Annotated in this window: 20 protein-coding genes; 15 read left to right on the forward strand and 5 right to left on the reverse strand. The window is 39.8% G+C overall.

What is annotated here, in order from left to right:
• The 3 genes from pta to ACH63V_RS01260 all read left to right on the forward strand — a co-directional run bounded on the left by pta (position 1) and on the right by ACH63V_RS01260 (position 4,593).
• Positions 1-2,145, forward strand: a complete 2,145-nt coding sequence (gene pta / locus ACH63V_RS01250; RefSeq protein ID WP_396462511.1) for a phosphate acetyltransferase — start codon at positions 1-3, stop codon at positions 2,143-2,145.
• Positions 2,146-2,371: 226 nt separating this feature from the next.
• Positions 2,372-3,898, forward strand: coding sequence for a fumarate hydratase (locus ACH63V_RS01255; protein ID WP_004883333.1), 1,527 nt, complete (start codon positions 2,372-2,374; stop codon positions 3,896-3,898).
• A gap of 140 nt (positions 3,899-4,038) precedes the next feature.
• A complete protein-coding gene (locus ACH63V_RS01260) occupies positions 4,039-4,593 on the forward strand; it encodes a DUF2059 domain-containing protein (RefSeq protein WP_004710671.1) in 555 nt (184 codons plus the stop codon).
• A gap of 24 nt (positions 4,594-4,617) precedes the next feature.
• Here ACH63V_RS01260 and ACH63V_RS01265 read toward each other — a convergent pair whose 3' ends face one another.
• From ACH63V_RS01265 to tig, 4 genes are all read right to left on the reverse strand, one after another.
• A complete protein-coding gene (locus ACH63V_RS01265; protein ID WP_396462512.1) occupies positions 4,618-5,334 on the reverse strand; it encodes a DUF2846 domain-containing protein in 717 nt (238 codons plus the stop codon).
• Positions 5,335-5,481: 147 nt separating this feature from the next.
• Positions 5,482-6,795, reverse strand: a complete 1,314-nt coding sequence (gene clpX, locus ACH63V_RS01270) for an ATP-dependent Clp protease ATP-binding subunit ClpX (protein ID WP_004883341.1) — start codon at positions 6,793-6,795, stop codon at positions 5,482-5,484.
• 101 nt (positions 6,796-6,896) lie between these two features.
• Complete coding sequence (gene clpP / locus ACH63V_RS01275) at positions 6,897-7,502, reverse strand: ATP-dependent Clp endopeptidase proteolytic subunit ClpP (protein WP_000289452.1); 606 nt, start codon at positions 7,500-7,502, stop codon at positions 6,897-6,899.
• A gap of 193 nt (positions 7,503-7,695) precedes the next feature.
• Entirely contained in the window at positions 7,696-9,030 is a 1,335-nt protein-coding gene (tig, locus tag ACH63V_RS01280; protein ID WP_263612886.1) for a trigger factor, read from the reverse strand.
• A 415-nt stretch (positions 9,031-9,445) separates the two neighbouring features.
• Between tig and ACH63V_RS01285 the strand changes: the two genes are divergently transcribed.
• The 7 genes from ACH63V_RS01285 to rdgB all read left to right on the forward strand — a co-directional run bounded on the left by ACH63V_RS01285 (position 9,446) and on the right by rdgB (position 17,894).
• On the forward strand, positions 9,446-11,734 hold the full coding sequence (locus ACH63V_RS01285; protein WP_396462513.1) for a TonB-dependent receptor: 2,289 nt from the start codon (positions 9,446-9,448) through the stop codon (positions 11,732-11,734).
• A 107-nt stretch (positions 11,735-11,841) separates the two neighbouring features.
• Positions 11,842-12,525 (forward strand): Fe2+-dependent dioxygenase, encoded by a 684-nt coding sequence (locus ACH63V_RS01290; RefSeq protein WP_263612884.1) that lies wholly within the window; start codon positions 11,842-11,844, stop codon positions 12,523-12,525.
• Positions 12,526-12,984: 459 nt separating this feature from the next.
• Positions 12,985-14,682 (forward strand): 2-isopropylmalate synthase, encoded by a 1,698-nt coding sequence (gene leuA / locus ACH63V_RS01295; protein ID WP_263612883.1) that lies wholly within the window; start codon positions 12,985-12,987, stop codon positions 14,680-14,682.
• Positions 14,683-14,765: 83 nt separating this feature from the next.
• Entirely contained in the window at positions 14,766-15,926 is a 1,161-nt protein-coding gene (locus tag ACH63V_RS01300) for a homoserine O-acetyltransferase (protein WP_396462514.1), read from the forward strand.
• Positions 15,926-16,519, forward strand: a complete 594-nt coding sequence (metW, locus tag ACH63V_RS01305) for a methionine biosynthesis protein MetW (RefSeq protein ID WP_001217230.1) — start codon at positions 15,926-15,928, stop codon at positions 16,517-16,519. The genes ACH63V_RS01300 and metW overlap by 1 nt, the downstream gene beginning before the upstream one ends.
• Complete coding sequence (locus ACH63V_RS01310; RefSeq protein WP_000751694.1) at positions 16,516-17,103, forward strand: tetratricopeptide repeat protein; 588 nt, start codon at positions 16,516-16,518, stop codon at positions 17,101-17,103. Before metW ends, ACH63V_RS01310 begins: the two co-directional genes overlap by 4 nt.
• 167 nt (positions 17,104-17,270) lie before the next feature.
• The gene (gene rdgB, locus ACH63V_RS01315; RefSeq protein WP_174743414.1) at positions 17,271-17,894 is read left to right on the forward strand and encodes an RdgB/HAM1 family non-canonical purine NTP pyrophosphatase; all 624 of its coding nucleotides are present in this window, start codon (positions 17,271-17,273) and stop codon (positions 17,892-17,894) included.
• Positions 17,895-18,091: 197 nt separating this feature from the next.
• On the opposite strand, the gene ACH63V_RS01320 is transcribed toward rdgB, so the two are convergent.
• Complete coding sequence (locus ACH63V_RS01320) at positions 18,092-18,967, reverse strand: AEC family transporter (RefSeq protein WP_396462515.1); 876 nt, start codon at positions 18,965-18,967, stop codon at positions 18,092-18,094.
• Positions 18,968-19,218: 251 nt separating this feature from the next.
• Here ACH63V_RS01320 and ACH63V_RS01325 point away from each other — a divergent pair, with 251 nt between their 5' ends.
• From ACH63V_RS01325 to ACH63V_RS01345, 5 genes are all read left to right on the forward strand, one after another.
• The gene (locus ACH63V_RS01325; protein WP_002053267.1) at positions 19,219-19,437 is read left to right on the forward strand and encodes a Sec-independent protein translocase subunit TatA; all 219 of its coding nucleotides are present in this window, start codon (positions 19,219-19,221) and stop codon (positions 19,435-19,437) included.
• Positions 19,438-19,448: 11 nt separating this feature from the next.
• Positions 19,449-19,886: a Sec-independent protein translocase protein TatB gene (tatB, locus tag ACH63V_RS01330; protein ID WP_311069544.1), complete on the forward strand. Its 438-nt coding sequence runs from the start codon at positions 19,449-19,451 to the stop codon at positions 19,884-19,886.
• The gene (tatC, locus tag ACH63V_RS01335) at positions 19,883-20,653 is read left to right on the forward strand and encodes a twin-arginine translocase subunit TatC (protein WP_396462516.1); all 771 of its coding nucleotides are present in this window, start codon (positions 19,883-19,885) and stop codon (positions 20,651-20,653) included. Before tatB ends, tatC begins: the two co-directional genes overlap by 4 nt.
• Positions 20,654-20,829: 176 nt before the next feature.
• Positions 20,830-22,815 carry a PhoX family protein gene (locus ACH63V_RS01340; RefSeq protein ID WP_396462517.1) on the forward strand — a complete coding sequence of 662 codons (1,986 nt, stop codon included), beginning with the start codon at positions 20,830-20,832 and terminating at the stop codon, positions 22,813-22,815.
• A 204-nt stretch (positions 22,816-23,019) separates the two neighbouring features.
• Entirely contained in the window at positions 23,020-25,212 is a 2,193-nt protein-coding gene (locus ACH63V_RS01345; protein WP_396462518.1) for a PhoX family protein, read from the forward strand.
• Positions 25,213-25,230: the final 18 nt, after the last annotated feature.

The following is a 25,230-nucleotide window of genomic DNA, read 5'->3' on the forward strand; positions in this document are numbered from 1 at the left end:
ATGAATACAATTTTATTAATTCCTACAGGTGAAGGGGTTGGTTTAACCTCTGCCTGCTTAGGTATGATTTATGCACTTGATTGTAATGGGATTAAAGCAGGCTTTTTAAAACCGTTTTCTCAGGTAGATCAAGAAACTTTAGACCGAACTACATCATTATTTGGTCATTTATTTCAAGGTAAAACTGTTCAATCCATTTCTCATGAAAAATTAACCCAACGCATTGCGTCAGGTGAAGTCGATGAACTCCTTGAAGAAGCAGTAAGTCTTCATCGCAGTATCGCAGCCGACAATAATGTGATTATTGTTGAAGGCTTATTGCCAAATGGGCAAGACCATTTTGCCAGTGAGCTAAATGCCAGCCTTGCCCAAGCTCTCGATGCAGAAGTGGTTTTAGTGAGCACTGCTGACATTCAAAACCCACGTAAAACAGCCGAGAAAGTTGAAGCTCACTTACGTCAATTTGGTGGTGCAACTTCTAACCGAACAGCAGGTGTACTCTTCATGCGTACACGCGGGTTATCTGAGGAAACAGCTCAGATTCCTGTCGCATTTGACCCATCGCTACGTCCAACCGAAGACATCGCAAAATTCACGACAGAATTGCAAAAATATAATCGTTACTTTGGATCGAACGATTTACCCATTATTGGTTTAGTTCCATTTAGTAATACCTTAAGTGTACCTAGAACTTTAGACATTGCGAACGTGATTGATGGCCAATGGGTACATCAAGGCGAAGCGAAAACACGTCGTATTTTGCACTCAAGTTTAATTGCCTCAAGCATTGAATATGAACTGAATAAATTCATTGCTGGCGAGTTGATTATTAGTGCATCTGAACGTACCGACGTTTTACTTGCAGGTAGCTTGGCAACCAGTAACGGTATTCCATTGGCAGGCTTGGTACTGACCGAACGTGAAGCTCCTGCTCCTGAGCTTTTAGAGTTTTGCCAAAGCGCCATTAAACAAGGTTTGCCAATTTTACATACCCGTTTAAACACACTGGAAACAGCACAGCGCTTATCCGATTTTGGTAATGAAATTCCAACCGATGACACCGAACGTGCCGAGCAAGTGACTCGTTTTGTTTCAAGTCATATCGATGTCGAATGGCTTAAACAGCACAGTAATAACGGTGCAACTCCACGCCTTTCTCCTTCAGCATTCCGTCATGAATTAGTGCAAAAATCAATTGCAGCTAAAAAGCGAATTGTGCTTCCTGAAGGCGACGAGCCACGAACTATTGAAGCAGCGGCTATTTGTCAGGCTCGTGGTATTGCGCATTGTATTTTGCTAGCAAAACCAGATGCTGTACAAGACGTTGCAAAAGCACGCGGTATTGAACTACCAGCTGACCTAGAAGTTATTGATCCGGACAGTATTCGCAACCAATATGTTTCACCAATGGTTGAGCTTCGTAAGGGTAAACTCAACGAATTACAAGCCAAAGATCAATTACAAGACACCGTAGTTCTCGGCACCATGATGTTGGCGCTAGATCATGTAGATGGTTTGGTTTCTGGTGCAGTTCACACAACTGCGAACACCGTGCGCCCTGCTTTTCAGCTCATTAAAACCGCACCATCTTACTCACTGGTTTCATCCATATTCTTTATGCTTTTACCAGATGAAGTCTATGTTTACGGTGACTGTGCAATTAACCCAGACCCTACAGCCGACCAGCTTGCTGAAATTGCGATTCAGTCTGCTGACTCTGCAAAAGCATTTGGAATTGACCCACGTATTGCCATGATCAGCTATTCAACTGGTACGTCTGGCACTGGTGCTGATGTTGAGAAAGTACAGCAAGCAACTCAAATTGCACAGCAACGTCGCCCTGATTTACTGATTGATGGTCCACTCCAATACGATGCAGCTTCTGTTGAAAGTGTCGGACGCCAAAAGGCACCAGACTCACGTGTTGCTGGTCGTGCCAATGTATTTATTTTCCCAGACTTAAATACAGGTAACACGACCTATAAGGCAGTACAACGTGCAGCAAATGTAGTCAGCGTTGGACCAATGTTGCAAGGCCTCAACAAACCAGTCAATGACTTGTCTCGTGGTGCTTTAGTAGATGACATTGTCTTTACTATTGCCTTAACAGCAATTCAGGCTGAACAACAAGCTGCTGCCAAATAATTAATATCATTTAATCTTTTCTACCTCTCGCCATTTGATGTCCGCTCAAATGGCTTTTTTTATTCTCAAATAACTGCCTTAGCTGTTGGTTATTCTTAGTTTTAAATCACTTAGCATTGGTCTTATTCGACTTTCGGTCAAAAGATCAACCAATCCCCCACAAGATTGTGTTTTTGTCATATAATTTAGCCCGCTAGCTAACAGCCCGCTCAAGAGATTTTTTGGTATGACAACGATTATCAAACAAGATGACTTGATTACATCAATCAAGGACGCCCTACAGTTTATTTCGTACTATCACCCGCAAGACTTTATCCAAGCGATGAGCCGTGCTTATGATCGCGAAGAAAACAAAGCTGCAAAGGATGCAATTGCACAGATTTTAATTAACTCTCGCATGTGTGCGGAAGGTCATCGTCCAATTTGCCAAGATACTGGTATTGTTAACGTTTTCCTTGAAGTGGGCTTAGATGTTAAATTCGATTTAACAATGAGCTTAGACGATGCAGTAAATGAAGGTGTTCGCCAAGGTTACCTTGAAAACAGCAACGTTCTTCGTGCATCTGTACTTGCTGACCCTGCATTTGGTCGTAAAAATACAAAAGACAACACCCCTGCTGTTATTCACTACAAACTCGTACCGGGTAACAAAGTAGATATTACTGTTGCTGCTAAAGGTGGCGGTTCAGAAAACAAATCTAAACTTGCTATGCTTAACCCATCTGACTCGATTGTTGACTGGGTACTTAAAACTGTTCCGACTATGGGTGCAGGCTGGTGTCCTCCTGGTATGCTCGGTATCGGTATTGGTGGTACTGCTGAAAAAGCCATGATGCTTGCTAAAGAAGCACTCATGGAAGAAATTAACATGGACGAATTACTTCGCCGTGGACCAGAAAACAAAATCGAAGAACTTCGTATCGAAATCTTTGAGAAAGTAAATGCTCTTGGTATTGGTGCACAAGGTCTTGGCGGTTTAACGACTGTTCTTGATATTAAAATTAAAGATTACCCATGTCACGCTGCTGGTAAACCAGTTGGTATGATTCCTAACTGTGCTGCGACTCGTCATGCTCACTTCCAGCTTGATGGTACAGGTGTAGCTCATATTCAAGCACCAAAACTTGAAGACTACCCATCTGTAACTTGGGACTCTTCACAGTCTAAACGTGTAAACCTTGATACCATTACTCAAGAAGAAATGGATTCTTGGAAACCGGGTGATACATTACTTCTTAGCGGTACAATGTACACAGGTCGTGATGCTGCACACAAACGTATGGTTGAAATGATCGACAATGGTGAAGAATTACCAGTTGATCTTAAAGGTAAATTTATTTACTACGTTGGCCCTGTTGATCCAGTGGGTGATGAAGTCGTTGGTCCTGCTGGCCCTACAACTGCAACACGTATGGACAAATTCACACGTAAAGTACTCGAGCATACTGGTCTATTCGGTATGATTGGTAAAGCTGATCGTGGTCCAACAGCAATCGAAGCAATTAAAGACAACAAAGCAACTTACCTTATGGCAGTTGGTGGTGCAGCTTACCTCGTATCTAAAGCTGTTCGCGAAGCTGAAGTTGTTGCTTTTGCAGACTTAGGTATGGAAGCAATCTACAAATTTGTAGTTGAAGATATGCCTGTATCTGTAGCGGTTGATGTAAACGGTACATCAATTCACGCAGTGGCTCCAAAAATCTGGCAAGCGAAAATTGGAAAAATTCCAGTAATCGATGCCGCAGCAGGCTAATCAAGAAAAGCACCGGATTCGGTGCTTTTTTTATGCCTTGTAATTTTTTTGGAAATTGAAAAGAATTGTAACAATTGATTCACCAATCTGTGCTATTAATAAATACACCCACCCGCCATAAACTGCATATAGGTCATTTCATGACTATCCGCCCTATTCTTAAAAATCTCTCAATCAGCCTCTGCCTAAGCTGTATTACGACAAGCTTATTTGCTTCTCCTGCCAAATTAAGTTCAGTAAAAGAACTCATGCAAATGAGCCAAATTGATTATTTGCTTAAAGAATCAATTAATGAATTAACACCTTATTATGATCAACAAGCTGAACAGATCATCACTAATATTACGGGCATCAAAACTTTAGGCCCGAAAGAAAAAGAGGCAGCGAAAAAGTTAGGCTTACTTTTAAAAGATTCGAGTAACCAGCTCATTAGTAGCCCAAAAACTACGCAAGCCTTACAAGATATTTATTTAAAGACATATACTGAAGAAGAAGTTCAGGCAAATCTGAAATTTTTGAAAACCCCAGAAGGCCAATCGATTACGCGTAAAAACGTACAGATTATGGGACAAATTTCAGAATATATGATGGAGCTGGGTCAACAAACCTTTAATGACCCTAAAGCACGTGATCACATGCAAGAAGAGATGCTTAAAATTATTGCGCCATTGATGAAAGATAAAGAAAAGTCTTAACTTTTCTTTATCCTTTGTAGGTCATTACCACGTTAAAGGGTTCCACAACTTAAATGGTTTAATCAGATGAACATCTGACTTCTCATCATATTTAGCTGGTTTTAGCTCTTGCGGTTTATGACGTATTTTTCCTGAAGTATCTTCAGCAACAAAATTGTAGCTAGAAGATTTAAGCTCAGTAAAAGCAATCTCTCTACGTCCAATATTGTCTTGCATTAACATAAATGGGCCAGTGTGTTCACCACGGTCCATTTTATTTTCTTCATCATATTTTAAATAATAAGACGTTCCAGCATCGACCGTAATATCAATATATTTTGGCTCTTGGAAATGAATACCTAATAGAGGCCGACTTGCAGAAATACGATAACTTCCTGCTGGCAGTTCAATCCAGTAATAATGGTTATGCAATAAGCTTGGAATTCGTTTGCCATTTACAAACAAATTGATTGCTGCAATTTCCTGACGGTTCCATTTGGTATCTGGCCGATAGAGATAGACTACTGCTGCATGTTCATTTTGCGGTTTAATCGGTACAAATGTCTGACCTAGTTTTTGGTTGACCCATCCCCCCATGCTAAAACCACCCACATGGTATTGATCAAATACACCAGGTGCTTTATCAACATCAACTTTAGGTAAAGTCGCAGTCAGCTCACCTGATTTTTTTGCTAAGTGTGATGAACTTTGGCAACCCGCAAGTAATGTGGTACAACTTAATGCAATAATTAAATAACGCATGACATCCCTCAAAGCGTTTTCTTTTGATTTTTCTATATCGCAAAACTATGCGTATTTTGTTTTTTTAGATTAACACCACCTACATGAATTGAAAACAAAAAAAGCATGAATCACGAGCGCGATCCATGCTTTTTAGATGAATGAAATCTAAGCAGACTTCGAATCAATTACTTTTAAATCTGCCTTAGCAACACTTTCATGAGTTGCTGCTTCTTTAGGCTGACGTTCTGACTTGTAAACAGGTTCAGCTTCACCATTAATGACTGCTTCATTAATGAAAACTGTTCCTACATCTGTACGGCTTGGTAAGTCATACATTGTTTCAAGTAAAACATTTTCCAAAATCGAACGTAGACCACGAGCACCGGTATTACGCTCAAGCGCACGCTTAGCAACTGCACGTAAAGCTGAATCTTCAAATACAAGGTCAACATTTTCCATGTTGAACAAGTATTGATATTGGCGAGTTAATGCATTTTTTGGTTCTGTCAAAATTTGCATTAATGCTTCTTCATCAAGCTCTTCAAGCGTTGCAATAACTGGTAAACGACCAATAAATTCTGGAATTAAACCAAATTTTACTAAGTCAGTCGGCTCAACTTGACGGAACAATTCAGCAATTTTCTTGCTTTCATCTTTTTTCTTCACGTCAGCTGTAAAGCCAATTCCGCCTTTCTCTTGGCGCTGTTGTACAATTTTTTCCAGTCCAGCAAATGCACCACCACAAATAAATAAGATATTTGAGGTATCAATTTGAATGAACTCTTGCTGCGGATGTTTACGTCCACCTTGTGGTGGAATTGAAGCTACAGTACCTTCAATCATCTTAAGCAATGCTTGTTGTACACCTTCACCAGAAACGTCACGCGTAATCGACGGATTTTCAGATTTACGTGTAATCTTGTCGATTTCATCGATATAGATAATGCCCTTTTGAGCTTTCTCTACATCGTAATCCGCTTTTTGCAAAAGCTTTTGTACAATATTTTCAACGTCTTCGCCGACATAACCCGCTTCAGTTAAAGTAGTCGCATCTGCCATAGCAAACGGAACATCTAACAAACGAGCCAATGTTTGAGCAAGTAATGTTTTACCTGAACCGGTAGGTCCAATCAGTAGAATGTTACTTTTAGCAATTTCCACATCTTTAGACACATGACCAGATTGCCCGACTTTCAAACGCTTATAATGGTTATAAACGGCAACAGATAATGTCTTTTTGGCAAGATCCTGACCAATCACATATTGATCAAGCGCAGCACGTATTTCATGTGGTTTTGGCAATGCCTTGCTCGCCCAGTCACCTGCTTCAACCTGTTGGCTGGTTTGTACAAGGTCTAAGCAGACATCTACACACTCATTACAAATATATGCGTCCTCGCCCGCAATCAGTTTCCCGACTTCAGACTGCGTTTTACCGCAAAATGAACAATGTTTTTGTCCTTGAGGATGTTCGGACATATTCTCTCCACAAATAGAATCTTAAATATGAGGGCAAGCGATAGGGTTAAATGACTATATGGAGACGTTTTCTAACAACTCAAGCCACTTAAAACTCCCCCTTATGGACGCTTACTTAATACCTGATCGACTAAACCATATTCTTTTGCTGCTTGTGCAGTCATAAAGTTATCACGATCAGTATCACGAGCAATCGTGTCATAGTCTTGACCACTGTGTTCTGCCATCAAACGATTCAAGCGTTCTTTAATAAATAGAATTTCACGTGCGTGAATTTCAATGTCTGATGCCTGACCACGGAATCCACCTAATGGTTGGTGAATCATTACACGTGCATTTTCAAGGCAATAGCGTTTACCTTTAGCACCAGCATTTAATAAGAATGCGCCCATAGATGCAGCCTGCCCCATACAGTATGTCACTACATCAGGTTTGATAAATTGCATCGTGTCATAAATCGCCATACCAGCAGTGACTGAACCACCTGGCGAGTTAATATAAAGATGGATATCTTTATCTGGGTTTTCAGCTTCTAAGAACAACATTTGAGCAACAATCAAATTTGCCATGTTGTCTTCAACTTCACCAGTTAGAAAAATGACGCGCTCACGTAAAAGTCGTGAATAAATATCAAAAGAACGTTCGCCGCGAGAAGATTGTTCAACCACAACAGGAACTAAAGCATTTTCAATTGTTGGAACATACATACGTTATTTATTCCTAAATTTTTTGTGACTTAACCTATGGCAACAATATGCGGGATAATTTCTCAAATTGCAAAAGGTTCGCACTGAAATATTATATTATTTATACCTAAGTACTTAACGACGTACTCAAATTAACCACATACCTAAAAATGAAAAAGGCGCCTAAAGCGCCTTTTCCTGACTTCTCAAAAGATTAGCCCATACGGCGAGCTTGTTGTTCTTTCAATAAATCTTCGTAAGATACTGCTTTGTCAGTCACTTTAGCAGCAGCTAAGATGTGATCAACAACTTGATCTTCTAATACAACAGCTTCGATTTGAGCACGTTGTTGAGCATCATTTTTGAAGTATTCAATCACTTCAGTTGGATCTTCATAAGAAGAAGCCATGTCGTCGATGTAAGCATCAACACGTGATTGATCAACTTCAAGTTTAGCATCAGCTAAAACTTTGCTTACTAATACGCCAAGTTTAACAGAACGCTCTGCTTGTTCTTTGAACAATTCGTCAGGAAGCATGCTCTTGTCAAAAGATTGAGCACCAGCACCACCAAATTGTTGAGTGAACTGTTGAACCATTTGTTGACGTTGACGGTCAATTTCTTGAGCAACCATTGCAGCTGGAACTTCAACTTCGTTCGCAGCAACAAGAGCATCAAATGCAGCTTGTTTAACTTGGTTACGTAAACCATTGCGAACTTCACGTTCCATGTTTTTACGAACGTCAGCTTTTAATTTTTCAACGCCTTCTTCTTCAGTAACACCGAAGATTTTTAAGAATTCAGCATCAATCTCTGGAAGTTTAGGTTTTTCAACTTGCTTCACAGTGATTTTGAATTGAGCTGCTTTACCAGCTAAGTTTTCAGCTTGGTAATCTTCAGGGAAAGTCACATCAATTACTTTCTCTTCACCAGCTTTCATGCCAACGATGCCGTCTTCGAAGCCAGGAATCATACGACCTGAACCTAACACAAGTTTAAAGTCTTCAGCAGAACCGCCTTCGAACTTCTCACCGTCGATAGAACCTTCGAAGTCAAAAGTCACTTGCATGTCTTTTTTCGCCATACCCTTGGTTACAGCCCAAGTTTGACGTTGTTTTTGCAAGTTTTCGATCATAGTGTCAACGTCAGCGTCTTTAATTTCAGCTGTTTTACGTTCAACTTCTAAGCCGTCAAATGCTTTTACTTCAACTTCAGGATAAACTTCTACAGTTGCTTCAAAAACTAAAGCATCTTCTTTATGTTCAACTTTCTCAATGTTCGGCATACCTACCGCATTGATTTTTTCTTGTTGAATTGCTTCGAATACGCTGTCACGAATGATGTCATTCACAACTTCTTGATAAATACTTGCACCGTATTCGCGACGAACAACGTTTGCAGGTACTTTGCCCGGACGGAAGCCGTTGATCTTCACAGTTTTGGCAGTGCGCTTCAAACGAGCTTCAAATTGCTCGTTAATACGGCTCGTCGGTACAGAAACATTTAAACGACGGGCAACGCCCGAAACCGCTTCAGTCGTTACTTGCATGGCTTCCTCGATAAAAATTAGTTAGTAGGAACAGTTTTTAAAAAAGTGCTGTATTATATGACAACTTTCAAGATATACAAAATTAACCGATCAGATCAGTAAATTGAAGGCCGTTTTTCCAGTAAATTTCACAATAATTTTATGATTTTTTAATTTTTTTTAATTCAACCTTAAGCTAAAGTAATTTTTTAGTTATGCTTCATAAATCTAAAATTACAATTAATTTATCAATAATTATCGCTTTTCATAAAAATTAATAATAATTAATTAATTAGCAATTTTTAGCGACAAAATCCGATTAAATCTTTCATATTTTCTTCACAATCCTATCGGCAAATCCAATTAACACAAACTGTACATATAAATAAGAATTATTATTATTCGCATAACGTTTTATATTTAAGTCCTGAAAGTCATGTCATTGATTAGAACACGTAAAAAAATTGTTTCATCTGCAATCGCATCATCCCTTTCTATGATTGCAACAACTGCAATGGCACAAGAAACTGTTTCACAACTACCAACCATTCATACTCAAGCAACTCACGAAGAATCTTTAAAAGTAGATGAGTCGGCAAATTCAAAATTAGTTGCTCCCCTTTTAGATACTCCAAAATCCGTTTCTATTCTTTCTCAAAAATTAATTAAAGATTCAAACTCTAACACCCTACTCGAAGCTTTACGCTATGAACCAGGTATTACTTTAGGTGCAGGTGAAGGCGGTACCCCATTTACCGATATGCCATATATTCGTGGCTATAGCGCTCAATCCTCTGTCTATGTTGATGGTGTTCGTAATTCAACTTCTCAAAATCGTGACATGTTTGCTATCGAGCAAGTTGAAGTCATTAAAGGATCTTCTTCAGCTCTTGGCGGCGGCGGTGGTGTTGGAGGCAGCATTAATCTGATTCCTAAAGTTGCTCATGAAGGTGATGTTTACCAAGGTAGTGTTCAAGGTGGTACCGATAACTATCGCCATATCCAACTTGATGCAAACAAAGACTTTGGTAATGGTGTTGCTGGCCGAGTTGTAGTTATGGGCCATGAAAACGAAAAAGCTGGTTCAAATGATGGTGCTGAATATGCTCGTGCTGGTATTGCTTCAAGTCTTGCATTTGGCCTAGATACAGCAACTCGAGGAACATTGAGCTACTACTATTTACGTAGTAATGATGAACCAGATGCAGGTATTCCATTCCTTCCTGTTGGTGGGAAACCAATTGATGTAAAACAAGGCATGTATTACGGTTGGAAAGCTCGTGATTTTGATAAACGTGAAAACCACATCGGTACGTTTAAATTAGAACATGATCTCGCTGATGATTTAACATTATCAAATACGATGTCTTACACAAAATCTAAATCAGATTACATCTATACCAATGCAGATGACTCAAAAGGTAATGTAACGAAAAACGGTACTATTTCACGTCGTGCTTTAAGTCGGATTGTAGACACAGATGCTTATAGCGATCAACTTGCATTAAAAGGTAAATTCAATACTGGTACTCTTAAACACTCTTTTAATACAGGTGCCGAGTGGAGCTACCAACAATCAAATCAAGGGGTTTATACGTTTACAGATGCCTCTGGCACAACATCTACTGTCCATAACACCAGTTGTCCTGTAAGCAGTGCTCTTTCGAATGGCTGGTGTACTTCAGTCAACAACCCAATGAATGGAGCATTTACTGATACTTTAGGCAGCATCAAAAATCAGTATACAACTCGCAGCCGTACTGTTTCTCTTTATGCTTTAGATAGCATCGAATTTAATCCACAATGGCTTTTAAATTTAGGCGTACGTTGGGATAAATTCGAAACTGAACGTAAATATAATAAAAATATTTATAAAACTGTTAAAGATATCGATAAAACAAGTACGAGCGGCAACTACACAAATGACGTAAGTATTGCAGCTGGTCAGAAATTCGAAAATGATAGTGACTATTTCTCTTATCAAGCTGGTTTAGTCTACAAACCAACTGAAAATGGCAGTATCTATGCAAGTTTCGCAACTTCTGCAAATCCGGTTGGGGTAGACCAAGGTGATGGTGCAGATGCCTTATCCACTTCTTCTCAACAAGCAAATGATTTATCTCCAGAAAAAGCACGTACTTTCGAAGTTGGTACTAAATGGGATCTATTCAATAATCGTGCAAACTTAACTGCTGCTATTTTCCGTACCGAGAAACAAAATACTCGTATCGCTATTGATGCCAATACCACAACCAATGCTGGTGAAAGTAAAGTTGATGGCTTCGAAGTCGGGTTCAACGGTAAAGTAACCGACAAATGGGAAGTTTCTGCGGGTTATAGCTATTTAGATAGTGAATTGACAAAAGCGGCTTTTAACGCAGTTGCACAAGAAGGTAAACCGCTCCCATTCGTCGCTAAAAATAGTGCGACATTGTGGTCTACTTATCGAGTACTACCTAAGTTAACTCTAGGTGCTGGTGCCGAATACCGCGATAAAGTATTTACCAATACAAATACTGGCACAACAATGCTTGAAGACAAATATTTGCCAACTTATACCATTTACAATGCTATGGCTAAATACGATGTCAACAAGAACGTAAACTTACAGCTGAATATCAATAACATTTCTGATAAACGCTATTTTACAAGTGCTCACCCGGCTCACTATGCATTTGAAGGCAATGGTCGTAACGCCGTTTTAGCCATTAACTTTAAATACTAAAATTTAATTCCATAATTTATTTATGGTATTAATTAAAGCAGATATAAAGATAGCCTCGTAATGAGGCTATCTTTATAAATAAAGTATCTACTTAAAAGGTGTTTGCTGTGATTCATCATATCCCGAATGTTTTAAGCAAAGAGCAAGTTGCCGAGTTTCGCAAGCTCATGAAAGAGGCAAATTGGGTAGGTGGTAAAGTAACTGCCGGCACTTTGTCTGCCTCTGTTAAAAGAAATCAACAACTCTCTGAACAAGACCCGCTTACACATCACTTAAGTGATATTGTCATTAAAGCAATTTGGCAAAATCCTGTGTTTCAAGCAGCAGCCCTACCCCACAAAATTATTCCACCGCTTTTTAATCGTTATGATGAACATGAAAGCTTTGGTTTCCATGTAGATAACTCAATTCGTCTTATCCGTGGTACAGCGGAACAAATTCGTACCGATTTATCTTGTACCTTATTTTTAAGCGAACCAGATGAATATGAGGGTGGTGACCTAGTGATTGAAGATACTTATGGTTATCACGAAGTTAAATTACCTGCTGGTGACGTAGTTCTCTACCCTTCTACTAGCTTGCATGAAGTCAGTAGTATTACATCAGGTACTCGATTTGCTTCTTTTTTCTGGGTACAAAGCTTAGTACGCGACGATAGTAAACGACATCTTCTCTTTAATTTAGATGAAAGCATACGTGAACTACGGAAATCACATGGTGATAGTTATACTGAAGTCATGAAACTCACCAACATCTATCACAACCTTATCCGTATGTGGTCAGAACTGTAACTCTATTTATTTTTGCCTTATTTAGTCTAATTAATTATTTTTATCTCAATAAGGCAAAATAATGAAAATTATTTTCGATAAAATACAGAACAATGCAAAATTAGAAAATTATTTTCTGAACACTGAAATTAAAATGAGTATAAGACTTTTGCACAACGTGTAATCATTGTTTAGATGTGGTATATCTAAACAATAAGCATATTAGCAAACCACCAAACTTACTATTACATGGTCTATAGATGAAAACGAATCACTTGTTTGCCCAGCCTACTCAAGCAAGACATCATCTCGAACTCCTGATGCTGCGCCTCGCGCGCGTTTAAATTTTTGTCTGCATTTTAGAGCAGACCTTTCTAAATTCCCTTTAATTTTTCTGTATTAGATACCATATATAACTGTAGAACGTTGCCTTTCACACGATACCTAGAGCAACCGTGCTACGAGATAAGGAGTTTTCTCATGATGTTGGCTGACCCTAGCAAAAAATACCGCCGTATGTACCAGCGAGTCGATTTACCAGATCGCCAATGGCCAAATAACGAAATTACAAAAGCGCCAATCTGGATGAGCACGGATTTACGTGATGGTAACCAAGCAATTTTTGAACCGATGAACATGGAACAAAAATTCAAAATGTTCAAAATGCTTGTAAAAATCGGTTTTAAACATATTGAAATCGGTTTCCCATCTGCATCTCAAATTGACTTCGATTTTACCCGCATGTTAATCGAAGAAAATCATATTCCTGATGATGTCTACATTGAAGTATTGGTTCAGGCACGTGACCATTTGATTGAACGTACTTTTGAAGCTTTAGCAGGTGCTAAGCGCGCAATTGTGCATATTTATAACTCTAACTCTCCAACCTTCCGCCAAAAGGTGTTGAATGTAGATGTAAATGGCGCAAAACAGTTGGCGGTGAATGCAGCTCAGAAAGTGAAAGAGTATGCTGCGCAATATCCTCAAACTGACTGGATTTTCCAGTACAGCCCAGAATGTTTCTCTGCAACCGAATTAGAAGTTGCAAAAGATGTTTGTGATGCCGTCACAGAAATTTGGGATGCACGTCCAGATCATAAAGTGATTTTAAACTTACCTGCGACTGTCGAAGTTTCTACGCCAAATGTTTATGCAGACCAAATTGAATGGATGCATCGTAACTTGGCACGTCGTGATGGCGTGATTATTTCTGTTCACTGCCACAATGACCGCGGCTGTGGTATTGCTGCATCAGAACTTGCCATTATGGCCGGTGCTGACCGTGTTGAAGGTTGTGTGTTTGGTAATGGTGAACGTACAGGTAACGTTGACGTTGCTGCGATTGCATTGAACATGTACACCCAAGGTGTAGCGCCAGAGTTAGATTTCTCTAACATTAATGAAGTGATTGCAACAGTTGAAGAATGTACTGGTTTACCTGTACACCCTCGTCATCCATATGCAGGTGACTTGGTATTTACTGCATTCTCTGGTTCGCATCAAGATGCAATCAAAAAAGGCTTCGAATACCAGAAAAACGAAGAAATCTGGGATATGCCTTACTTGCCAATCGACCCGAAAGACTTGGGCCGTGACTACGATGCTGTAATTCGTGTAAATAGCCAGTCTGGTAAAGGCGGTATCGCTTACTTATTGGAATCAAACTACAACGTTGTATTGCCGCGCCGTTTACAAATTGAATTCAGTCAGGTTGTTCAACAATATGCTGATGAGAATGGTACAGAAATTAATGCCAAAGAAATCTGGACCTTGTTTAAAGACGCATATGTCGATGTGAAGAACCACCATTACACAGTCAAAAACTATAAGTTATCTGACATAAATGGTACTCAAATCATTGAACTTGAGATCGACGTTGAAGGTGAAACTCAACAATTACGTGGCGAAGGTAATGGTCCTATCTCTGCATTCTTAAATGCACTTCAATTACCAATTGACGTATTGAACTATGAAGAACGTAGTATTAGTTCAGGTGCAAATGCCAAAGCATTAACCTTAATTGAACTTCAAGTGAAAGGTACTGGTAGAGGCTCGTTTGGTGCGGGTGTTCACGACAACACAGTCACCTCATCAATTGAAGCAATTATTGCATGTACCAACCGTTTGATTGATCAAGGTGTTTTAAGTACAGATCAGGTTGTTGCCGCCGCTGTTTAATTAAAAAAAAGACTTTGGAAAGGATACCTAGCTTGGTATCCTTTCTTTTTATTCCTGAAAGATTTAAAAGGCGAAATGTTCCCGTGTCTTTTCCAGCTGACTCAGTGGGGTTAGTCACTCCGCAAAAGTTCCAATTTGAAGAACCCTTACATCTTGAATGTGGCCGTGTTTTACCACGCTTTGAGTTAATGGTTGAAACCTACGGCACTTTAAATGCAGATAAATCAAATGCGATTTTGATCTGTCATGCCCTTTCCGGACATCATCATGCAGCGGGCTATCACCATGAAGATGATAAAAAAGCTGGATGGTGGGATAGCTGTATTGGCCCGGGTAAGGCAATCGACACAAATAAATTTTTTGTAGTTGCACTCAACAATATTGGTGGATGTAGCGGGTCGACTGGTCCAATTTCACCAAACCCTGAAAATGATAATCGTCCTTATGGACCAGATTTTCCATTAGTAACGGTACGCGACTGGGTTAAAACTCAAGCGATGCTTTCTGACCGTTTAGGAGTAAGTGTTTGGTATGCAGTAGTTGGCGGATCATTAGGGGGCATGCAGGCACTACAATGGTCAGTAGACTACCCTGACCGTTTACAAAAATGTGTCGTCATTGCTAGCGCGCCAAAGCTTTCAGCACAGAATATTGCATTTAACGAGGTGGCACGTCAGTCCATCTTGTCTGACCCAGACTTCCATCATGGTCGTTATTTAGAAAATGATAGCTATCCAAAACGAGGCCTAATTTTGGCTCGTATGGTAGGCCATATTACCTATCTTTCTGAAGAAGCGATGAAACAGAAATTTGGCCGTGATTTAAAATCCGGCAAGTTTATGTATGGTTTTGATGTCGAGTTTCAGGTCGAAAGCTATCTGCGTTATCAAGGTGAACAGTTTAGCCGTAACTTTGATGCCAATACTTATCTAATTATGACCAAAGCTTTGGATTATTTTGATCCATCACGTGAGTATGGTCATTCACTTACAGATGCGATGAGTAAAACCAAATGCCAGTTCTTAATTGTTTCGTTCACAACTGACTGGCGTTTTGCACCAAGCCGTTCACAAGAAATTGTAGATGCGCTCATTACCAACCATAAGCCGGTAAGTTACCTCGATATTGATGCTGAACAAGGTCATGACTCGTTTTTATTCCCGATTCCACTGTATGTCAAAACACTGCGCGCTTTCTTAGGCGGTGAAGAACATTTAAAATCGACATCACTGGAGGCAAGCTAATGCGTATTGATCAACAACTGGCAGAAAAGTGGATTAAACCCGGCTCTAGCGTACTCGATTTAGGGTGTGGTGACGGTGAATTACTCGCTCATATGAGCCAAAAGCATCAAATTCGTGCTTATGGTTTAGAAATTGATCAAGAAAAGATTGCAATTGCCGTCAGTCGCGGGTTAAATATTATTCAACAAGATTTGAATCTCGGTTTGAGCCGTTTTGCCGACCAGTCTTTTGACTATGTGGTCATGGCACAAGCTTTGCAAGCCGTAGATGCACCCGATGTTTTATTAAGAGACATGGTGCGTGTGGGAAAACAGGCCATTATTACCTTTCCAAACTTTGCACACTGGAAGACTCGCTCTTTTCTAGCATTAAAAGGGATGATGCCTGTATCGGATGCTCTACCATATATGTGGTATAACACCCCCAACATTCATTTATGTACGTTTAAAGATTTCGAAGCACTGTGTGCGGAAAATCAAATACAAATTATTAATCGACTCGCCGTCAATGGAAACCAGCAGGGAAGCCTGTTAAGCAAACATGTTCCGAATTTGTTTGGTGAAGTCGCTATTTATCGAGTGAGTGCACTATGAAAAAGACATTATTTAGCACACTAATTGCAGGACTGCTAAGTATGCAGGCTCATGCAGATTATATCGCCCAGCCACAATCGGTTGCTAGCCAGGCTGCGCGCTTCTCCACAATGGGGATTCATGACCTTCAAAAAGCAGCTCAAGCTGGCCAAGCTGGCGCACAATTTTATCTTGGAACACGTTACCAATACGGTAAAGATGTAGCAAAAGACGATAAACAAGCATTTACTTGGTTTAAAGCTGCTGCTGACCAAGGTTTATCACCAGCACAGTTAAATGTAGGCCGTATGTACGCCGACGGCATTGGTGTTAAGAAAGATGAGTCTATGGCTCGTAAGTATTTCGAAAAAGCTGCAAGCAATGGTGATAACCGCGCAAGCTATAACCTCGCGATGATGGAAGAGCAAAAGAAAAACTACGTAGGTGCTTACCAGTGGTATGAGCTTTCAACTCGTGATGGCATGCTCGACAATAAAGTGATTAGCTTATCTGAAGGTAAAAAGACAGCTCTTGCCGCAAACTTAACTCAAGAGCAAATTCGTATGGCACGCGACCGTGCGGATAAATGGATTCAAGCTCAATAATAATCCAGCTCAAACTTACTCGACTAAAACCACCTTATAGCATCTATAAGGTGGTTTTAGTTTTTAAGCTTCTAATTTTATATTCTATTTGTTTTACTCTATATCCCCTTCCAAAAAACACGTAACATAACTGGCGTTCAATATTGGTTATAAAGTTTGGTTATCTTATGTCTACCCCACATTGGTTTGATCAGGGCTCTTTAGTCCTTGCAAGTAATAACAAAGGTAAAGTCGCAGAGTTTGAAAAACTTTTTGAACAGCTTAAGTTACCTGTAGAAATTATTCCTCAAGGTCGCCTTAATATTCCCGACGCCATTGAAGACGGCTTAAGCTTTATTGAAAATGCCATTATTAAAGCACGTCATGCCTCTAAAATTTCAGGGAAACCTGCTATGGCTGATGACTCAGGCATTTGTGTTCCGGTTTTAGGTGGTGCACCTGGTATTTATTCAGCACGCTATGCTGGAGAACATGGTGACGATGCAGCGAATAATGCCAAGTTATTAAATGATCTTTTGCCATTTCGTAAAAATGGAGAAGTGATTGAAGGCATGTTCGTATGTGTGCTTGCTTTAGTGACTCATGCAGAAGATCCATTGCCACAAATTTTCCAAGGCATCTGGCACGGCGAAATTTTAGAAGCTGCACGTGGTGAAAATGGTTTCGGCTATGACCCATTGTTCTGGTTACCTGAACTACAAGTTTCTAGCGCTGAGTTGTCTAAAGAAGACAAGAATAAGATTAGTCATCGTGGACAAGCGATGCAGTTATTTAGAGAAAGTTTAGTATAATTTTTTCCATATAGCCTTTGAATACCGCGTTAGAGAGTATTCGACTTTGTATAGGCAAACCTTACTTTTCAAAGATGAAAAGTAAGCAAAAATCTTTTGTTAGACTGATGGCACGTCCTTGTGCCACAGTCTAACTGGCGGCATCCATGCCGCCTTCGCACCAGCGAGTGTAGAAAAACTTAGAATTAAATAATTAATTAGACGAATATGTGCAAAAACACTGCATAAATCGCAATACACACACAACTCACAATTGTCCCTGAGGCGATATAAGCCGCAGATCTCCCCGTCCCTTGATAATGTGTCTCTAACGCTACAATATTGGCTGCTGGTGGCAAACAAAACATTAAAAACATCACCCCTATTTGCTGACTTATATTTGGAATCGGTAAAAACCTATAAGTTAGACCACATAGAACAAAGCCACACGCGACTTTAAAGGCTTGAGCTTTTGTACTGTAAATTAAGTCTTTTGCATAAACTCTGGTACGGCGTAGCCACATTCCAAGCACACACATACCTGCAAAAGTCATTGCAAATTTAGCAACTTCATAGACCCAATGTATGGCTGGATGTTCAATATGTTGAGCACCTAAGAGCCTGAGCACCACAGCACAAAATATTGATATACAAGGAGGGGAAGTTAAAACCTTTTTTAATATATTGAGCTTACTTTGTGGTGCGGTAGTGACTGCCGTAACAGCCCAAGCATTGCCAAAAATTGACATCCCAATATATAAAGCCACAATCGGAGCAGTCGCTTCGGGACCAAATAGAGCCATAGCGAAAGGAAAACCCAACCATCCCATATTGGTATAGCTTACACAAAGGGCCAGTAAGCGGTCTTTAAATAAAGCCAAATAGGCAAAGAAAATAATAAATGCTGATCCAAAACTAAAGAGCATTAAGCTCAAACTTCCAGATTGATAAAAGACCATGTTGTAAATGATCACAATCGGAATCAGAAGTCGTGCAAGCCAAGCTGAAAGAATAGGTTTTATGGTTTCTGCAATAGAAGTCTGAGCAAGTAAAAGTCCGGTGATAAATGCCAATACAGGCAGTAGTAATGCCACGCTCTCTCCTCTTGCTCATTAAAAACAGCTTGTTATGCTACACCTTTTGATTTTGAAATGTATGATCTATTTCACGTAAATTGGTCTAAAATCTAAGTTAAATAAAATTTAAAATTACTCAGATAAATATCTTTAAAAATCTAACCGTAACTGACGACTTATAAATACTGTCTTAAAAATGAAATATAAGTGTCACATTCCTGTCATGGCAACCTGTTGATATAAAGCGAACTAAAAAGAGGTATAAAATCATGGCTGGTTTATCTATTTGGCATGTCGTTATTTTCGCAATCGTCGTTATTTTATTATTCGGTACATCTAAATTAAAAAATATCGGCAAAGATGTTGGCGGTGCAGTAAGAGACTTTAAAAAATCAGTTCGTGAAGAAGACGAAGCTGCATCTTTAAATACTCCTCGTACGATTGACGCACAAGTTAAAACATCTGAAAGCACATCAGTGAAAAGCTAAAGGTTTGACCCATGCTTGATGTAGGAATGACAGAGCTACTCTGTTTTGCAATTATTGCAATTTTAGTTTTAGGTCCAGATAAGCTTCCCGAAGCTGCACGCTTTGCAGGCCGCTGGTATGTTCGACTAAAACGCTATATTACCAATCTGCAAAACGAGATTGATCAGGAGCTGCGTCTTTCTGAGTTCCGCAAAGAAATGCAAGAGGAACTTAACCGCATCGAAGCATTGGAACGAAAAGTACAACAGCAGCTTGAAGAAATACAAAAACAGCAGATTTCAGAACATTTAGAAGTTCCAGAAACGCCTAAAACAACACAAAAGCCTATTCGGAAATGTATTCCTATATCAGACCATTACAAAGTGCCGTATGTTGCCAAACTTACGCCATTAGTTCCTCAAACTGATATTTCAGAAACATCTCCTGTTGAATTGAAGATTGCCGTATGAACCAACTGCCTTCAACCACTGTAAATAGTCAAGAAAACCTAGACCAAATGCCAATCATGAATCATTTGGTGGTTTTAAGACGCCATTTATTCAGGATTGTAGGGGTAACATTATTCTTATTCTTTTGTTTACTACCCTTTCGAAATAATACTTACCAATTATTGTCTGAGCCTTTAAGGTTACAACTTCCTGTGTCATCTTCAATGATTGCAACGGATGTAACAGCAACCTTTATGGCGCCATTTAAACTTAATTTATTTGTCGCACTTATGCTTGCAATGCCATTTATTCTTTATGAAATATGGTCTTTTGTTCGCCCTGCGCTTTATCAAAAAGAACGCCATTTAGCGCTACCGTTACTGATTGGTAGTATTGTTCTATTTTATGCAGGCGTCGCTTTTGCTTATTACATTACCTTGCCGGCAATATTACATTTCTTTATTAGCGTTTCACCTGAAACAGTAGCGCCAATGACCGACATTAATAGTTATTTAAGCTTCTGTTTAAAGCTATTTTTAGTGTTTGGTGTCACTTTTGAAATTCCTATCGCAACCTTATTACTTATTTTAATTGGCGTAGTAAATACTCAAAGCCTTGCTGAAAAAAGACGTTTTATTATTGTGGGATGTTTTTTTGTTGCTATGTTTATTACACCCCCAGATGCGATTTCAATGGTGATGCTAGCGATTCCAATGTGGTTGCTTTTTGAAATAGGCCTACTGTTCGGTAAAATTCTTGAGAAGAGAAAAAGCCAGTCTGCTGAATAATTTAAAACTTCTCTTTAAAAGCCCAAATATTAAGATTTGGGCTTTTTACTTTTAAATCGTCTTAATTAATCAAATTATAAACTGTCTTCAAAGTGACTTAAAAATGTAAGAAAAGTGTCATTTCCAATCCATAGAATCGACTCAACAAATATACACACAAAAGTTACGGATTTATTATGACAACTGCTTCTAACCACCCAACACGTCGCGATATTTTAAAATGGTTTACGGGGATCCCTTTTCTTCCATTAGGTGCGATGGCTACGGCAGCAACGTTAGCAGGCTGTAATGACAGTAATAATGATTCAGATGTTGTTACTCCACCACCAACAGTAAACTTTAAAAATGCAACGTTTACCTCAATGGCTGCACCATCTTTAGCCAACCCAGCAGCGATGGCAACAACAACTGTTGGATCAAGCCTTTCAATTAGCTGGGAAGATGGCTCAAAAACTGACTACACATTAGCGTACAAGCCATTCTTTACCACAGGTGATCTGGTTGCAGACGGTAAAGGTGGAAAAATTCTAGCGGGCGGTTATGTTGATATTAATAATCAACCAATTATTGATAAATCAAAACCAGGGCAAGAACGTCAATTCTTCTCTGACTGTCCAGATGGAAGCTCTTTAATTAGCTTTAAACAAGCAACTGGGCGTGACTTTACCGATGCGGACAAACAAGCTTTAGGTGTGACAGGTAATCCTGTATTTCACGTCGTTCAGTTTGAATATACGACTCGTGACCAAAGCTTAGCGTCTATGTATGGCTTACTACCATCTCCAATTGCGATTTTAACTTTAGACCAAGACCCTAAAACTGGTCATTTAACACTGGTTAAATACCACAATGTCGATACGTCTAAAGTAAACGGTTTATGGATTACTTGTGGTGCAAGCTTATCTCCATGGGGAACTCACCTTTCTAGTGAAGAATACGAACCAGACGCAAACAACGTTGCTGGAAGCTACTTACCAGTATTTAGCAAAAACTTATTTGGTGACAGTACCAAAGGTAACCCATACCACTACGGTCATTTACCAGAAGTGACTGTAAATACAGATGGTACAGGTTCAATCAAAAAACATTACTGTTTAGGTCGTATCTCGCACGAACTTATTCAAGTTATGCCAGATAACCGCACTGCATTGATGGGTGATGATGCAACGAATGGCGGTTTATTCATGTTTGTTGCCGATAAAGAAAAAGACTTATCTGCGGGTACGCTCTATGTTGCTAAATGGAAGCAAACCTCAGGCGTAGGCGCTGGTGCGGGTGATATTTCTTGGATTAACCTTGGTCATGCAACAAGTGCAGAAGTAAAAAGCTGGGCAGATCAATACAAGATTTCAGACTTGATGGATGTAAAAACTACAGATCCTCAAGATGCAAGCTATACCAAAATCCGTTATAGCGGCAAAAATAACTGGGTCAAACTTGTACCGGGTAAAGAACGAGAAGCAGCTTTCCTAGAAACGCATCGTTATGCAGCTTTAGTGGGCGCAAGTATGGGCTTCACCAAGATGGAAGGCACAACTGTAAATATTAAAGACAAAATCGCATACTCTGCGATGTCTTATGTACAGTCTTCTATGGTTGATAAAACCACTGATATTCAAGTACAAGGTCCAAAAGCTGGTGCAGTTTATGCACATACGTTAAAGGGCAGCCAAGTCGACAACAAAGGTCAGCTCATTAACAGTGAATGGGTATCGACTCATATGGAACCGCCAGCCGCTTTAGTTGGTGAAGACCTCACAACTGCTGATGCTTTGGGTAACCTTGCAAATGCAGATAAAATTGCAAATCCAGATAACATTAAGTTCTCTGAAAACTTACGTACGCTCTTCATTGGTGAAGACAGTGGTATGCACGTAAATAACTTCTTATGGGCATATAATGTAGACACCAAACAATTAAGCCGTATCTTATCAACACCTGCTGGTGCTGAATCGACAGGTTTACATGCTGTAGATGCGGTGAATGGCTGGACTTACATCATGAGTAACTTCCAGCATCCGGGTGACTGGGAATCTCCATTACACGATAAAGTAAAAGCAACTCTTGATCCTCTTGTTCGTGCAAACTACAAAGATCGTTTTGCAGCGGCAGTTGGTTATATTACGGCTGACCCTCTAGCACCATCTGTTGTGAAGAAATAATTCTTACCACAACTCAAAAGAAACCTGCTTTATGCAGGTTTCTTTTATTTTAAAACCCCCATAAAAATAAAAAGTACTTTTCTTTTTGACTAAACGATCAAATTTTTCATTAAGTTATCATTAAAACGTCAAGACCTCGTCATATTCAAAACTTAAGCTAATCAAGACATTTAGAAAAAACTTATTTTGAATTAGGAATTTAATATGAACGACTTGACCCCATATTATGAAGATCAGGAACTAGACAACAACACTTCGAACAATATTCACTTTCGTGATGTTTTAGACCAATACGTAAGTCGTCGTAGCCTCATTACTAAAGCAGCAAGCGGCGCTGTGGCACTAACTTTAGCCTCTACTTTAACGGGCTGTAATGATAATAACGATGACTCTGGCTCCAACAACGGTGGAACTGCTCCAGTCGATCCAAACAAAAAGCCTGAAAAACTTACCTTTACGCCAGTTGCTAAAAATTTAAATGATATTGTGACCGTACCGGAAGGTTATGAGGCAAATGTGATTTACGCTTTAGGTGACTCTATTAATCCTTCTTTTGGTGATTGGGATGATAACAATATTCCATCTGGTCCAAGCTTCCAGTTTCGCTCTGGCGACTGCCACGATGGTATGCACTATTTTGGTTTAAACACATCAACAAACCGTTTTGATGACACTGTTTCAGCACAAGGTTTATTGGTGATGAATCACGAATACATCAACCAAACCTTTTTGCACCCTAAAGGTCCAACCAAAGTTGATGGACGCCGTCCTGAAGACGAAGTCATTCGCGAAACCAATGCTCATGGCGTTTCTGTAGTTCATATCAAAAAAGACCCTACTACACAGAAAGTAGAAGTTGTAAAAAACTCTATTTTTAATAGACGTATTACAGGCTCTACAGTCATGGACTTTGCGGGTGCAGCAGCAGGGTCTAACTTACTTTCAACGCGCTTTTCGCCTGCTGGCCGCCAGACTCGTGGTACACACAACAACTGTGGTAATGGCTATACACCTTGGGGAACATACTTAACCACAGAAGAAAACTTTATCGGTTATTTTGCCCGTAGCACAACTGATGACACGCTACGTGCTCCAGAAGAAATTATTGCCCTTAAACGCTATGGCCTTAAAGCAGGGTCGAGTTCTCGTTACGGTTGGGAAACCGTAATTGGTCAAGTAGAGGCACAAGACCTATATGACCGCTGGAATGCCGATGTAAAAGCAGCTCAAGCAACCCAAGATTACCGCAATGGTCCAAACACATTTGGTTGGATGGTTGAAATTGACCCATTTGATAACCGTCAAAATCCGGTTAAACGTACCTCATTAGGCCGTTTTGCCCATGAAGACAGTGCATGTCGCGCCGTAGCAGGTCAACCAATCGCATTTTATATGGGTGATGACTCTCGTGGCGAATACATCTATAAGTTTGTTTCAACCGCAGTGTGGGACACAAAAGATATAAACGGCGGCTATGCAGCTGGTGACAAATACATGAACTCAGGTAAGTTGTATGTTGCCAAGTTTAATAACGATGGTTCAGGTCAATGGATTGAACTTGCCTACGGTAAAAATGGTTTAAATGAAAGTAACACTACCTATCCATTTAAATCTCAGGCAGACGTAGTCACCTTTGCGCGTTTAGCAGCAGATTCAGTCGGTGCAACAAAAATGGACCGCCCAGAATGGGCAACCGTTAACCCAATTAATGGCGAAATTTATGTCACACTCACCAACAACTCAAACCGTGGTAAAGATTACCCTACAGATGCAGCCAACCCTCGTAACTATACGGACCTATATGCAGGCACAAAAGAACAAAAAGGAAATGTGAACGGCCATATCATTCGTTTTAAAGAAACTGATGATAAAACGACTGCTGAAACCTTCAAATGGGATATCTATTTATTTGGCGCAGAAGCAGCAATGGCTTCAAACATCAACTTATCTGGCTTAACAGATAACAATGATTTTTCATCTCCGGATGGTATGTGGTTTGACCCACGCGGTGTTCTCTGGATTGAAACCGATGACGGCGCTTACACTGATGTTACTAACTGTATGATGCTTGCAGCTCTGCCGGGTCAAATCGGTGATGGTGGTACAGCAACAACTTCAAATGGTCAGCAGACCATAACAGGTGCCAAAGTTACAGACGCAACATTACGTCGTTTCTTAGTCGGACCAAAGCAATGTGAAATTACTGGTATTGCCATGACTCCTGACTACAAAGCAATTTTCATTAATGTTCAGCACCCTGGTGAAGATTCACCAAGTTACGCGAAACCAGAAAGTAACTGGCCTGCCACACAAAAAGACCCAAGCAATAAAACTGCGCGCCCACGCTCAGCAACTGTTGTGATTACCCGTAAAGATGGCGGCGTTATTGCCGGTTAATTGATTTACCCAAAAAAA

This window comes from Acinetobacter sp. ABJ-A23_2 (assembly GCF_044538765.1).
Taxonomy (GTDB): Bacteria; Pseudomonadota; Gammaproteobacteria; order Pseudomonadales; family Moraxellaceae; genus Acinetobacter; species Acinetobacter nosocomialis_A.

Coding starts and splice junctions, on each gene's coding strand:
- pta (WP_396462511.1), top strand. CDS start 1: ATGAATACAATTTTATTAATTCCTACAGGTGAAGGGGTTGGTTTAACC.
- ACH63V_RS01255 (WP_004883333.1), top strand. CDS start 2,372: ATGACAACGATTATCAAACAAGATGACTTGATTACATCAATCAAGGAC.
- ACH63V_RS01260 (WP_004710671.1), top strand. CDS start 4,039: ATGACTATCCGCCCTATTCTTAAAAATCTCTCAATCAGCCTCTGCCTA.
- ACH63V_RS01265 (WP_396462512.1), bottom strand. CDS start 5,334: ATGCGTTATTTAATTATTGCATTAAGTTGTACCACATTACTTGCGGGT.
- clpX (WP_004883341.1), bottom strand. CDS start 6,795: ATGTCCGAACATCCTCAAGGACAAAAACATTGTTCATTTTGCGGTAAA.
- clpP (WP_000289452.1), bottom strand. CDS start 7,502: ATGTATGTTCCAACAATTGAAAATGCTTTAGTTCCTGTTGTGGTTGAA.
- tig (WP_263612886.1), bottom strand. CDS start 9,030: ATGCAAGTAACGACTGAAGCGGTTTCGGGCGTTGCCCGTCGTTTAAAT.
- ACH63V_RS01285 (WP_396462513.1), top strand. CDS start 9,446: ATGTCATTGATTAGAACACGTAAAAAAATTGTTTCATCTGCAATCGCA.
- leuA (WP_263612883.1), top strand. CDS start 12,985: ATGATGTTGGCTGACCCTAGCAAAAAATACCGCCGTATGTACCAGCGA.
- metW (WP_001217230.1), top strand. CDS start 15,926: ATGCGTATTGATCAACAACTGGCAGAAAAGTGGATTAAACCCGGCTCT.
- ACH63V_RS01310 (WP_000751694.1), top strand. CDS start 16,516: ATGAAAAAGACATTATTTAGCACACTAATTGCAGGACTGCTAAGTATG.
- rdgB (WP_174743414.1), top strand. CDS start 17,271: ATGTCTACCCCACATTGGTTTGATCAGGGCTCTTTAGTCCTTGCAAGT.
- ACH63V_RS01325 (WP_002053267.1), top strand. CDS start 19,219: ATGGCTGGTTTATCTATTTGGCATGTCGTTATTTTCGCAATCGTCGTT.
- tatB (WP_311069544.1), top strand. CDS start 19,449: ATGCTTGATGTAGGAATGACAGAGCTACTCTGTTTTGCAATTATTGCA.
- tatC (WP_396462516.1), top strand. CDS start 19,883: ATGAACCAACTGCCTTCAACCACTGTAAATAGTCAAGAAAACCTAGAC.
- ACH63V_RS01340 (WP_396462517.1), top strand. CDS start 20,830: ATGACAACTGCTTCTAACCACCCAACACGTCGCGATATTTTAAAATGG.
- ACH63V_RS01345 (WP_396462518.1), top strand. CDS start 23,020: ATGAACGACTTGACCCCATATTATGAAGATCAGGAACTAGACAACAAC.